Below are 13,056 nucleotides of genomic sequence, written 5' to 3' on the forward strand. Positions count from 1 at the left end.
TTAATCTTCTTTATAGTACTGTTTGATCGGATATTTTTTTGATTTTACGATCCACTTGTTATTGATCTTTTGTCGCTTTGTTACTTTTACGAATTCTTCACCACCCATTGCATCTTCTTCCAGCTCGTAAACTTTATCTAGTCCTTTTTTCGGAATTACCTGATACTCTGTTGTTAAATGCCAGCAACATCCGGATTTAGAAAATGTAATTAATCTCTTTCTTTTAGGATCTGTTTGAAACATTCCCAGATTTTCAAAAGCAAGAGTAGTTAATTCATCACTGATAACGAATTGTTTTTTTGTAGAATTGTAGACATATACATCATAGGATGAACCACCATAACTGCTTTCATTCCCATTTCGTATTGCAATATCTTCTGAACCATCAAAATTAAAATCTTCAAAAATCAATGGACTTTGCTCATCATATAATTGAATAACATTGACACTTGGTTGCTGGTCTTTATTCAAATAAAAGTAAAGATCATCAGAGGTTAAAGTCTGAATAGTACGTAATGTTTTTTTATCTTTTAGTTCTACTATCCCGCTTCCACTACATTTTTCTGCGTCACAATCATTTACCGTAATCACTGCATCATAGTGATTTGATCCCGTTTTAAGTTCAAAATGATGCTGCCCGGAACATAGAAATCCCAAAAAGACAAAACTGATCAATGTATTATACTTATTCAATATATAGATTTTATTCAGTACAAATACGACTGAAATTTCATAACAAAAGTAAGAATAGCTGTCAAAATCTGGATCATTTATCCTCTAATTTAATTAAATATAATTTTCTTTTAAAGACTTGATAAAATTTATTAAACTGACTATCAGTATTTTAAATAATAAATAATAAAAATTTCACTACTTTGTATTGCATAATACCATTTTAATTACATATCTTTGTAATGTAAAATAAGAATAGGTTCAACTAGCTAGGAACTGAATTCTAAATATAACTAATTAAAAACCTTATTAAGATGAATACTGAAAATACCAAAGCGCAGATGCGAAAAGGGATTCTGGAATTCTGTATTTTAAGTCTTATCAATCATCGTGAAATGTATGTTTCCGACCTTATAGATGAACTAAAAAAAGGAAAACTGGATGTTGTAGAAGGCACACTCTACCCTCTTTTAACAAGATTAAAAAATGGAGAGTTTCTTTCATACAGATGGGAAGAATCAACCGGAGGACCTCCGAGAAAGTACTACCAGATTACAGAAAAAGGTAAACTGTTTTTAAGTGAACTTTTAAACACCTGGAACGAATTAACCAATTCAGTAAACCAAATCACTCAAAAAAATTAAAAAACAAAGCTATGAATAAGACACTCTCCATAGGACTCGCAGGTTTTTCTTTTACAATAGAGGAACACGCATATATAAAGCTTAGCGATTACCTTAATGCTCTAAGAAGTACATTGGACGCTTCAGAAGTAGACGAGGTAATGCATGACATAGAAATAAGAATGGTTGAAATCTTCAGAGATTCATTAGGAAAACGAGAAGTAATCAACGATACAGATGTAGAAGGAGTTATTGCACAAATCGGAACCCCTGAAAAGATCGAAGAACAGGAAGAAGCTTATTATTCTGAAAAGAATTCTAAAAGAACTGGCCATTCAGGTGCTGAATATTCTGATAAAAAGCAATTATTCCGTGACCCTGAAAGACAAAAAATAGCAGGTGTTTGCGCAGGTTTAGCTCATTATGTAGGAATGGATATCACTGCCATGAGAGCGATCTGGTTAGGTGTATTTATCTTAGGAATATTTACAGCAGCTATTTCTTCTTCATTAATAGCATTGCTTTATATCATTCTTTGGATCGTACTTCCAAAAGCAGAGACGGCAGCCGATTTTTTGAAAATGAAGGGAAAGCCTATGAACTTCGACAATCTTAAAAGCGAATCTAACAAACTGGTTCAGTTTGCTAATGAATCTACACAGAGAGTCGGAGAAATATATATCGAAAACAAACCTTATATCAACAATGCAGGAAGTGGAATTTGGAACGTTGTAAGATATGTTTTAGGAGGAATCTTCGGATTGATGGCATTTGGTTGTTTGATTGGAGTATTCGTAGTTTTTGGATTTATGGGAAGCAATGATTTTCCTCCAATCAACGAAATGAATTTCTACTTTGACAACGATGGAATGAGGTATGTACTAATGGCGATGATCATATTAGGAAGTTTGATTCCTGCAATGTTGTTCGCATTATTAAGTATTAAATTAATTTCCCCTAAAACAAAATTAAGAAATACAGGATGGGTTTTAGGAGCTTTGGTTCTTGGTTTAATTGCAGTATCCACTTATTTCGGAGTTAGCATGGCGAGAAAAGATATGTTCTTAAAAGGCCACAAAGAAGATACAGAAGAAGTTTCTATCAATACAACATCGGACAGTATCTATGTTGACTTAAAACAAATCGTTATTCCTCAAAACTTTATGGGATATGATGATGATCTTTATTCTGACAAAGTATCTGTTTTTAAAAGAGATTGGATTCATGTTCAGGTAACAAGAAAAGCTGACATAAAAACACCTTATTTAATTATTAAAAAAGAAGCAAAAGGTTATAACATCCCCCTTAATGTAAGTGTTCCCGTAGAAGTATTAAATAACAAAGTGATCCTTCCTAATTATGTTAAATATCCATATGATCACCGTTTCAGAGACTACAATGTAGATTATGAATTGGTAATTCCACAGAACGCAATCGTAATCCCTGTAAAGAAAGACGGAATTGATTTTGATGGGGACTTGAATGGTGACGGAGTAGATGACGATGATGAGAATAATGATGACGATCATGGAAATATCAGAATTGAAAAAAATAAAATTTCTGTAAATGGTTCTACAATCGAATACAACTCTGATGATAAAGACAGTATCATTATCAACGGAAAGAAAGTTCCAAATTCAAAAGCAGAAAAAATAATGGATTCAGTAAAGTCTGACATTAAAAAGATGAAAGGTAAAGTAGACATCCAGATAAAGGATGGAAAAGACGAAATTTCTATAAAAACCAAATAATAAACTGCAGAGAGTGGCAGAAGGTGTGAATGGAAGGCAACAGTTTGAAATTCACACTCTTCTTCTCTCATTAGCAACAAAAAACATTATTAATTAGTTCTTTATATTAAAAAATTATCTTACCTTCGTACAGTTATATTAATAATAACCAAATCATTAAAAACACACCTAAACCATGGTACAAGTAGCACTAGAAATTGTAATGAAAATCGTAGATTTAATCAGCGGTTTATTTTAAGAGCGATAATATTTCAATATATTTGTAAAGTACTTATTTGGTTATACTTTTTTTGTTTTTAATAGAAAATATATGAAAAAACTAATCGGCAAATTAATGTTGAAACTCATGGGTTGGAAGGTCGTTCTTCAGGGCGATGTCAACAGCCTGAACAGGTGTATTCTTGTAGTAGCACCACATACTCATAATATGGAATACATATTGGGGAATTTCGCCTATTGGTCGTTACAAAAACCATTAAAAATAATTATCAAAGATGCTCATACCAAAGGATGGTATGGCGGGATCGTAAAAAATCTTGGCGGAATCGGAATCGACAGAAGTCAGAAAAATGATCTGGTAAATTTCGTTGCCAAAGAATTCGCTAAAGAAGATTTCAGCTTGGTGATCACGCCCGAAGGAACAAGAAGCTGGGTGCCAAAATGGAGAAAAGGTTTTTACCATATGGCATTGGCAGCAAAAGTGCCCATCGTACTGGCTGCCGGAGATTTTAAGAAAAAAATCGTTTATCTAGGATATACTATTCCCTATGAAAGAATAGCTTCCGTTCCTTTTTCAGAGATCATGGACGAAATTAAAAATTACTACATTAAAAACGATATTACACCAAAAGTTCCTGCTAATTGGAATCCGAATATCATGGGAACAGAGAACGAACAGCAATCATAAACAGTGAATTAATAGATAATGATGAGTAACTCCTCATTATTTATTACATTACTTTTTAATAAAACCATACTGATACTATATGAAAGACATGACCAAAGATGAGCTATTAAACTTCCTTAACAACTGGGGTGAAGAAACAATGGCCAAAGCACTTGAAATAAGATTCATTGATATCGATCAGACCAACGAAACACTTACTGCTACAATGCCGGTTTTACCAAGGGTTCATCAGCCATTCGGCATATTACATGGTGGTGCAAGCTGTGTTTTAGCCGAAACTTTAGGCTCTAGCCTATCTAATATATTCATAGATGGTGAAAAATATTATGGTGTAGGAACTAATATTAACTCCAACCACCTGAGAAGCAAAAAAGATGGAATCATAACGGGAACTGCACGATTTATAAGAAAAGGAAGAACGATGCATGTTTCTGAAATCGAAATCCGTGATGAAAAAGGCCAGCTAATCAACCATACAACAATGACCAATAATATCATTAACAAGTAACTCGATGATTAATAGTAAATATAAGACTCAAATTTTTTGAGTCTTTTTTTATATACTTGCTGCAACCTTTTTATTTTTTATCATCTTATAAGAAAATTAAGCATCCATGAAAACTTTCATTTTACCTTTCTTATTTTTATTAATATCCATAGTTTCCTGCAAACAAGATAATGATGAGCTTTTAGAAAAGAATACAACATCTGTTGATTTATATGTAGCAGGAGTTGAAAATAACCAAGCTTGTTATTGGAAAAACGGTCAAAAGATAATTCTTCCTAATGGAACGGGACTATATGCTATGCAGATTATCGTTGAAAATAACAATGTATATGTGTACGGAGGAATGACTTCTGAATTTGCAAATATCCCTCCATCAAAACATTTGTACTTATGGAAAAACGGAACGAGATATAATTTGGATGAATATTTACAAGATGTACCAGATCCGGATCCAAATAATTATTTTGATATTTCTTCAAGGATGGTTGTTGAGAATGGAAACATTTACTTCTGTGGTTCTCTTAGAAACCCTAATCCTTTACCCAATCAAGGGCCGAACACTTTTTATTCATGGAAAAACGGTATAAAAACAATGATTTCAGATAGTAATGAAGGTTTAATTTCCGGAACTTACGCATTAATTAATAATGACATTTACTTAAGTATAAGGAAGAACCAGCAGTACAATCCAATTACATGGGAAACCGGATTCTACAAAAACTCCACTTATTTTCCTCTAACAAATGACTCACATATTTTGGATTTTTACAAGGATAGTACTGGAATATATGCTTACATAAGAAACATTTTGACAGGTGAAAAGTATTTCAAAAATATACAAACCAATGCTATCTTATCACTTCCTTCAAATCCTCCAGGAGAAATTACACTCGTTGTATGGGACAATAATGACAAATATTATATTGGGAACAATTTTTATTACAAAAACAGTACTTTAATTCAATTAAATGATCCAAATGGATATAATAAGATTGCTAGGTTTAACATTAAAAATAATCAAATCTATACAATAAGGTATAAAGATGGTTCAAATCCATCACCTTTTGCAAAAGTTTTCATCAATGACACTGAAGTTCAAAGCCAACCTATAATGGGTGTTTCAGATCCTAATGTTGGTGGAATTTTATCAATTTTTATCGATTAATATTAATGCAGACATACGATTGGCAAACTATATACATCAACTACTCCCCAAAACTCTTGGGGATTTGCCGTAGATATATACAGGATATTTATGCCGCTGAAGATATTGTGCAAGATAGTTTTATAACAGCCATACAAAATAAGAACCAGCTCAGAGATGAAAAATTACTCTTTGCATGGTTAAAAACAATTGTAGTGAATAATGCCCTGCAATATATAAGAAAGAGCAGTAAAGAAACTTTCATTACAACGGAGCCTTCAGAAATCCCAGATATACTTTCAGAGATGAATCACCCTTCTTTAGACGAAAAAATATTTTTTAAATATGACTTCACAAGAGATCAACTTCTGTCTTCAATAGATAATTTACCAGAGCATCACAAATCTGTTTTCAATTTATTTTTTATTGAAAATCACTCACACATGGAAATTTCAGGTATGTTAGGAATAACTGTTAATACCTCAAAATCTCATTTATTAAGAGCAAAAAAGTCTATTCAAAACTATTTGCTTGGCAATGTGGATCATCATACACCAAAAAATAAAAAGAAAATTACGCAATTGCTTGTCCTCTTTGGATTTGGCGGTTTATTATGGGCACAAACTTTCAGAAGTAAATTTTTGGATTATAGTATTGCGCCTTCTAAAGTATTTGATATTTCTGAAAACATTTCTATTAAGGTAACTTCCCCTCCGATGATCTCATCGCTGGTATGGAAAAAGAAAGTGGTCATAAGTTCTATGACTTTATTAATTATTGTAGTCTCTATCTTTATAATAAAATCAAATAAAAATCTTCATTCAAAAGAAACCTCAATAATTACATCTGATAAAACCCCAGACAACGAACATAAAACAATAGAAATAACTTCTCAAAATCTTAAAAAAAGTTCAAGTTCAGTTGATCAACCTTTGGAAAAAGCTTTAAATGGGGACAATTCTCAAATTCCAATTGTAGAATCTCAATCTACATCTGAAGAAAAAAGTATAGACAGCAAAGAAAAATCAAAGAAAGTCATTTTGAAAGATTCCATTCAGAATGCTCCAAAAAAAATTATTGTGGTAAAGAAAATTATCCAAAGGGATACAATATTTATAGAAAGATAAAAACTAATAATCCAAAACTATGTTTCTCAGAAGACTGCTTCTCTTATTTCCAATTATATTGTTTCACTTTTCAAAAGCTCAAAAAAAGAAAAATGATACGGTTTATGTTTATGAAAAAGTAATTGTATATGATACCATTTATTTAGAAAAACCTATAAAAGCAAAATTGAACAGCATCTCTGTTCCTCAATTAAATATAAATAAAACGGAAATTAAAGATATCATTCGAGAAAATATTGTAGAAAATAAAACCAATTCACGAAAACAAGATTCATTACCAACAAACTTCCAATATGGTATTACTGCTGGAGTTGGGCTAAAAAACAGCAATTGGGCAAAGGAGCTTTCAAATAAAAAACAACAGTTTGGGGAGAGTATCGGAGTCTGGGTATCAAAAAACATTATTACTCCAAGATTATCACTGATGCTTTCGGCAAGTGTTTATTATTGGAATTCAACATTTGATCTGGATGCTAATAAAGAAGACACCTACTTAAATGGATTCTATTTTTCCAATGATCAACAACCCCTGCTTTTCCAAAGATTTAATAATAAACATTTTGAATATGCATTTCAATTAAAAATATTTTACGAATGGAACAATATCCGACCATTTGTGGGGTTTTTAGCCAATAGGAATATCTATAAAATGCAATTTTTAGTTCCTGAAAACAATGTTCTGGACAAATTGGATGATTTTAAAAACACTCAAAATAATTATGGTTTCACCCTGGGGATAGAATATCGTTTTATGCAGAGATTTTTGCTATCTATAGATTATCAACAATACAAAATGAAGAATATATCATTAAAAAACTCTTCATTTGATTTTGACATTTTTGACAGTAATAATACCTTTGCAGAAAGAAAGATCAACTTAGGCTTATCTTATATTATTTCTAAGTAATTTTTTCTAAAAGCATTGGCCTAATGATTTACTTTAAACTTCCCTTTAACGAAAAACTGTATACCACCGGAGAAGATTCTTCTAAAATATCAGTTACTTTTCATTCATTTGATAATTCTGAACAATTACATTTCAAAGGAAATATTATAGAAATACAATCTGGAGATTTCGAAAAAAAAGAGATAACAAGTCAATCTTTGCCCAAAGAGAATAATCATTTTATCGCTGAAACGGAGGATGAATATATCCGTAAACTCAATGGTGTAATTGAAATCATCAAAGAAAATAATCTTCCTAAGCTCGTTTTATCACGAAGAAAAATAATCAGAAATTTCAATACAATTGATTTAAAGGAGAGTTTCAAACGTCTATGTAATTCTTATCCTAATGCTTTCAGGTACATTTTTATTAATGATGAAAACTGCTGGATGGGTGCCTTTTCAGAGGTTTTAGGAAAATTCGATAAGGTTACTCACACATTTGAAACGATGAGCCTGGCAGGCACCCTACCTGTCTCTGAAGATTGGTCACAGAAAGAAATTGAAGAGCAAAAACCAGTATCTACTTATATTGAAAATGTTTTTGAAAAATACGCTACTTCAGGTCATATTGAGAAATCTCCAACGTATGATCATATTTCAGGAAATATCAAACATCTAAGAACGGACTTTAAAGCAAATATAAAACCTGAAGATATTGACAAAATTATTACAGAGCTGCACCCTACTCCCGCTGTTTGCGGAATACCTAAGGATTTCTGTAAGGAAAAAATTCAATGGATTGAAAAATTCCCACGTGAATTCTATGCTGGATATATCAAAATTGAGACAGAAGAAACCGTTCAGTATTTTGTGAATCTGCGATGTGCAAAACTCTATAAAGACGCAGTGCATTTATTTGTTGGTGGCGGAATTACAGCACAAAGTAACCCTAAAAAGGAATGGGGAGAAACAGAGTTAAAATCCGAAGCTGTATTTAAGAATCTTGTTATCTCTTGACTTTGCCAGAGTATATCTTTTTAAATCTATTAGTGTAAATTAAAATTATTAATTAATTTACATTTGAAAAAAGGTGTCTAATTATTTATAATGCCGAAATATACCAAAATCTGTAGGTGTCCACAAAGCTGCTTTTTGTCCGGCTGCTTTTAATGCATTGTTTGTCCATGTATTGCATGTGTATAAGAAATTATAACTTCCATTGGCATCATAAAACGCATCATTATCACTATACACAGCATTGGTAGGAATCAGAATGAAATTTCCATTTTTATCCTTGTCAAATTTATCTTCTACAAATTGTATCAATTTTTTGTATTGTGATCTGCTGATCATGATCATCTTACAATCATCGCCTTCCTTCATTGTATTATAGTAGGTACAGTGCATTGCAGATTCACTTAACCAGAAAGCCGCTTTAAAAGCTGTTGAAAATTTTAAATCGGACCAGGTTGGAGTATCCAGATAAAAGCCTTTATCACCCCAACCGATTCCTATATATTGATAGTCGGTTCTTTTTGAAGCAATATTGGAAAAAGGGACTTTTACACTCCAGTCCTGCAAATCATTTTTTACAGGCATTACAATATCCGTATGTACTCCATTGGTATAAATATAAATTGGAACCTCTTTTGTTTCACCATCATCTTTTGCTGAAACTTCAATAAAAGGAATTAGAAGACCCAGAACGACATATAAAGCAACAATCCCAAGAATGATCCCCAAAGCTTTTAAGAATATGATCAATATTTTTTTCACAAGTATGTTTTTGTAAAGATTAATAAAACTTAATTTTTAATTTATCACAAAACTATTTGTTTTAATCGGAAAAATAAGTATATTTAGGTATGAAATAGTTACAAATATGCGTAAAAACACTAAATCCCAAAAAAGATTTAAAGTAAGAGTAAAAATAGCTCCAAAAAGAATACAAAAAAAACGTTGATTTTCTAAGAGATTTTATCTTTTTGAAAGTCAATTTTTCTTTTTTAGGAAAGGCTTTTTAACGAATTCTTATCACTAAAAATCTTCATCTCCTTATCCCTTAAAGGACAAGGCATGATCAACAACCCTCTTTAAATTTGGAATGTAAAATTTTCAAAAGAGGATTTATCACCAAAAATCTGACTTAAAGTTTGTCTGAAGATGATTCTAAGAATTCAATATTTCTTTTTAAGCCCGCAAATTTTGTTCTTTTAACAGGAGATTTTCTAAAAATATCAGAGAATAATTCTTGTGTAAGTTCCTTCCATTCACCTTTTTTGAAATTTTTAAGCATTTCATTAGGTCTGAACCTGCTTTGAAGGTTTGGTGCTGAAAACCTATTCCATGGGCAGACATCCTGGCAAATATCACAACCAAACATCCAATCCTGCATCTTATCTTTAAAATAGTCAGGAATCTCAGTTTTCAATTCTATTGTTGCATAAGAAATACATTTACTTCCATCAATAAGCTTATCTGAAACAATAGCATCTGTTGGACATGCATCTATACACTTTCTGCATGTTCCACAATGATTAGTTGTTTCATGGTCGGCAATAAGTTCCAGGTCGCAGATAATTTCTGCTAAAAAATAAAAAGAACCGTTTTGCTTTGTAATAAGGTTAGCATTTTTACCCACCCAACCAATTCCTGATTTTCTTGCCCAGCTTCTCTCAAGTATGGGTGCAGAATCTACAAAGACCCTGAATCCAAACTCGCCGATCTCTTCTTGCAGCTCCATTACCATTTCTCGAAGGATCTCTTTGATTACTTCATGATAATCTTCGGCATAGGCATATTTTGAAATCTTATAGTTTTCGAGGGTCGAAATCTTTTCTTCAGGAAAATAATTGTAAGATAATGAAATTACAGATCTAGAACCTTCCACCAATAACCTAGGATCCAGTCTTTTATCAAAATGATTTTCCATATATTTCATTTCTCCATGGAAGTTATTCTTAAGCCACAGTTCTAGATTCCGAGCATCTTCCTCAAGAAAATCTGCTTTAGAAATACCACAATTCTGAAATCCAAAACGTTGAGCTTTGGACTTTATCAGTTCAGAATATTTTTCGGCAGTTGAATTCATGATTTCTTATTGCAAAACTAAGATTATTTTATAAATTTGCCGCCTTTATACTTTTTTACTAAATACATATAAAAACCTAAACCCGAAAAATCTAAACCATGAAGAAAATAGGTCTGTTAATTGGACTTTTTACTTTGAGCATGAACTATGCACAAATCAAATTTGAAAAAGGATATATCATTAATAATTCAGGCGAAAGAACCGAAGTATTGATCAAAGATGTAGATTGGAAAAACAATCCCACCGATTTTGAATATAAACTTAATGATTCTTCTGCGCCAATAAAAGAAAGTGTAAAAAATATTGCTGAATTTGCTATTGATAATTCTGAAAAATATGTACGGAAGACAGTAATGATAGATCACTCTTCTGATATTATTGCCTATATTTCAAAGAATAAAACACCAGATTTCAAAGAAGAAACACTGTTTCTAAAATATGTTGTTGAAGGAAAGGCAAATTTATATTATTATCAAAATAATGACACCAAAAGATTTTTCTACAATATTGATCAATCTGATATAAAGCAGCTTATTTATAAGCCATATTACGTTAATGAAAGTTTGATCCGCTATAATAATGAATATAAAAAGCAGATCGCAGAAAATCTTACATGTGGTATCGAAAATAAAGAAATTGAAAGAGCAGATTATAAAACGAATGCTTTGACAAGAATTTTCGTAAAATATAATAATTGTTCAAATGGCGGTTCTGTTAATTATACTCAAAATAAAGAAAAAAGAAACTTTATTAATTTAAATATCCGACCAGGAATTAGCAGCTCAAAACTTCAGACTACATTTAATTCTTATGATCCAGCTGGAAAAACAGATTTTGACAGGAAATTTTCCTTTAGGATTGGAGCTGAGCTCGAGTTTATTTTACCTTATAACAAAAATAAATGGTCAGTTTTTATAGAGCCTACTTATCAATATTACAAAACAGATTCTGAAACAGTAGTTAATGTTGGAACTTATTTTGAAAGAAAAATCACTCAAAATATAGACTATAAAGCATTAGATGTACCTATTGGGGCAAGACATTATATGTTCCTGAATGATAAGTCCAAGATATTTATTAATGCTGCATTCATCATCGGTATTGGTCTTAATTCTTCTTTCAAAGAAGGAAATACTGAAATGAAAATAAAATCTGCCAACAATATTGCATTCGGTGCTGGATATAAATATAATGACAAATTCAGTGTTGAGCTTAGGGTACATACCACAAGAAACCTCCTAAGAAATTATGTTATGTGGGACTCCAATTATAATAATATGTCATTAATTTTTGGATATACACTTTTCTAAGAATTAAGTTTCAACAAGAAAGTTTTTTAAGAAAAAAAATACGTATTTTCGTTATTATTTTAATGATTAAAACCCAACAGCTATGCCTTTAACAGAAGTATTAAAATCAGGAAATTATCAATTAATAGACGTTCGTGAACCAATGGAACTGGAAATGGACGGTAATATAGAAGGTGCTCAAAATATTCCACTGGGTGAAGTAGAAGATAGAAAAGAAGAAATTCTATCTATTGAAAAACCAGTTGTTATATTCTGCAGAAGTGGAAACAGAAGTGGAAAGGCATTGGAATATCTTAATTCTCAAGGCTTAAAAGACGGTTATAACGGCGGAGGCTGGGCAGACCTGAAAGCAACAATCGAAGCAAATCAAGGAACTTTTTAAGTTCCTTTTTTTATATAGTTTAATGATATGAATTTGCAAGAAAGATTTAAACAAAGCCTATTCTCCTACACTCAGGATCAAAATACACTTGATATCCTATGGAAGGAAATTGAAACTCAATATTCGCAAAAAGGAAGACATTATCATAATCTGGAACATCTGAATACTATGTTTTCAGAGCTTGAAATGGTAAAAATTAATATTTCACATTTCTCTAATATTAGCTTTTCAGTGTTTTATCATGATGTCATTTACGATGCCTCTTCTAAAGCTAATGAGGAAAAAAGTGCAGAGCTAGCTACATTCAGACTTCAAAGGCTCAATGTTGATCAAAAGTCTATCGAACAGATTTCTGAGCAGATTTTAGCAACCAAGGCTCATCAACGATCTAATGACAATGACACTAATTATCTTTTAGATGCTGATTTATCAATTTTGGGAAAAGACATCGAAACCTATCTTGATTATACTAAAAAAATCAGAAAAGAATACTCTATTTATCCTGATCTCTTATATAAACCTGGCAGGAAAAAAGTACTGAAACATTTCCTGGAATTAGAAAACATTTTTAAAACCGATTATTTTAAGGATCGATATGAAAAACAGGCGCGGATAAATATTGAACACGAGCTTGATAAATTATAAGTTCCGGC

General features: G+C 31.5%; 14 protein-coding genes. 11 read left to right on the forward strand and 3 right to left on the reverse strand.

What is annotated here, in order from left to right; all coding sequences use genetic code 11:
- The gene (locus J7E44_RS06815; protein WP_214826976.1) at positions 1 to 693 is read right to left on the reverse strand and encodes an XAC2610-related protein; all 693 of its coding nucleotides are present in this window, start codon (positions 691 to 693) and stop codon (positions 1 to 3) included.
- A gap of 293 nt (positions 694 to 986) precedes the next feature.
- Between J7E44_RS06815 and J7E44_RS06820 the strand changes: the two genes are divergently transcribed.
- The 8 genes from J7E44_RS06820 (at position 987) to J7E44_RS06855 (ending at position 8,637) form a co-directional block, all read left to right on the forward strand.
- Complete coding sequence (locus J7E44_RS06820; RefSeq protein ID WP_214826979.1) at positions 987 to 1,316, forward strand: PadR family transcriptional regulator; 330 nt, start codon at positions 987 to 989, stop codon at positions 1,314 to 1,316.
- 11 nt (positions 1,317 to 1,327) lie between these two features.
- Positions 1,328 to 3,046 (forward strand): PspC domain-containing protein, encoded by a 1,719-nt coding sequence (locus J7E44_RS06825; RefSeq protein ID WP_214826981.1) that lies wholly within the window; start codon positions 1,328 to 1,330, stop codon positions 3,044 to 3,046.
- A gap of 310 nt (positions 3,047 to 3,356) precedes the next feature.
- Positions 3,357 to 3,953, forward strand: a complete 597-nt coding sequence (locus J7E44_RS06830) for a 1-acyl-sn-glycerol-3-phosphate acyltransferase (protein WP_214826983.1) — start codon at positions 3,357 to 3,359, stop codon at positions 3,951 to 3,953.
- Positions 3,954 to 4,032: 79 nt separating this feature from the next.
- Positions 4,033 to 4,461, forward strand: coding sequence for a PaaI family thioesterase (locus J7E44_RS06835; RefSeq protein ID WP_214826985.1), 429 nt, complete (start codon positions 4,033 to 4,035; stop codon positions 4,459 to 4,461).
- A 106-nt stretch (positions 4,462 to 4,567) separates the two neighbouring features.
- The gene (locus tag J7E44_RS06840; protein WP_214826986.1) at positions 4,568 to 5,626 is read left to right on the forward strand and encodes a hypothetical protein; all 1,059 of its coding nucleotides are present in this window, start codon (positions 4,568 to 4,570) and stop codon (positions 5,624 to 5,626) included.
- Between the two features lie 5 nt (positions 5,627 to 5,631).
- On the forward strand, positions 5,632 to 6,732 hold the full coding sequence (locus tag J7E44_RS06845) for an RNA polymerase sigma factor (protein ID WP_214826988.1): 1,101 nt from the start codon (positions 5,632 to 5,634) through the stop codon (positions 6,730 to 6,732).
- Between the two features lie 19 nt (positions 6,733 to 6,751).
- Entirely contained in the window at positions 6,752 to 7,639 is an 888-nt protein-coding gene (locus J7E44_RS06850; protein WP_214826990.1) for an outer membrane beta-barrel protein, read from the forward strand.
- 23 nt (positions 7,640 to 7,662) lie between these two features.
- Positions 7,663 to 8,637, forward strand: a complete 975-nt coding sequence (locus J7E44_RS06855) for a chorismate-binding protein (RefSeq protein ID WP_214826992.1) — start codon at positions 7,663 to 7,665, stop codon at positions 8,635 to 8,637.
- A gap of 81 nt (positions 8,638 to 8,718) precedes the next feature.
- Here J7E44_RS06855 and J7E44_RS06860 read toward each other — a convergent pair whose 3' ends face one another.
- Both J7E44_RS06860 and queG read right to left on the reverse strand, forming a co-directional pair.
- Positions 8,719 to 9,396 (reverse strand): TIGR02117 family protein, encoded by a 678-nt coding sequence (locus tag J7E44_RS06860; RefSeq protein WP_214826994.1) that lies wholly within the window; start codon positions 9,394 to 9,396, stop codon positions 8,719 to 8,721.
- Between the two features lie 370 nt (positions 9,397 to 9,766).
- Entirely contained in the window at positions 9,767 to 10,711 is a 945-nt protein-coding gene (gene queG / locus J7E44_RS06865) for a tRNA epoxyqueuosine(34) reductase QueG (RefSeq protein ID WP_214826997.1), read from the reverse strand.
- A 98-nt stretch (positions 10,712 to 10,809) separates the two neighbouring features.
- Here queG and J7E44_RS06870 point away from each other — a divergent pair, with 98 nt between their 5' ends.
- From J7E44_RS06870 to J7E44_RS06880, 3 genes are all read left to right on the forward strand, one after another.
- Positions 10,810 to 12,021: a porin family protein gene (locus J7E44_RS06870; RefSeq protein WP_214827000.1), complete on the forward strand. Its 1,212-nt coding sequence runs from the start codon at positions 10,810 to 10,812 to the stop codon at positions 12,019 to 12,021.
- Between the two features lie 82 nt (positions 12,022 to 12,103).
- Positions 12,104 to 12,403: a rhodanese-like domain-containing protein gene (locus J7E44_RS06875; protein ID WP_214827003.1), complete on the forward strand. Its 300-nt coding sequence runs from the start codon at positions 12,104 to 12,106 to the stop codon at positions 12,401 to 12,403.
- 27 nt (positions 12,404 to 12,430) lie between these two features.
- Positions 12,431 to 13,048, forward strand: coding sequence for an HD domain-containing protein (locus tag J7E44_RS06880; protein ID WP_214827006.1), 618 nt, complete (start codon positions 12,431 to 12,433; stop codon positions 13,046 to 13,048).
- The last annotated feature ends 8 nt before the right edge of the window (positions 13,049 to 13,056 follow it).

The organism is Chryseobacterium sp. ISL-6 (assembly GCF_018613715.1).
GTDB lineage: Bacteria > Bacteroidota > Bacteroidia > Flavobacteriales > Weeksellaceae > Chryseobacterium > Chryseobacterium paludis.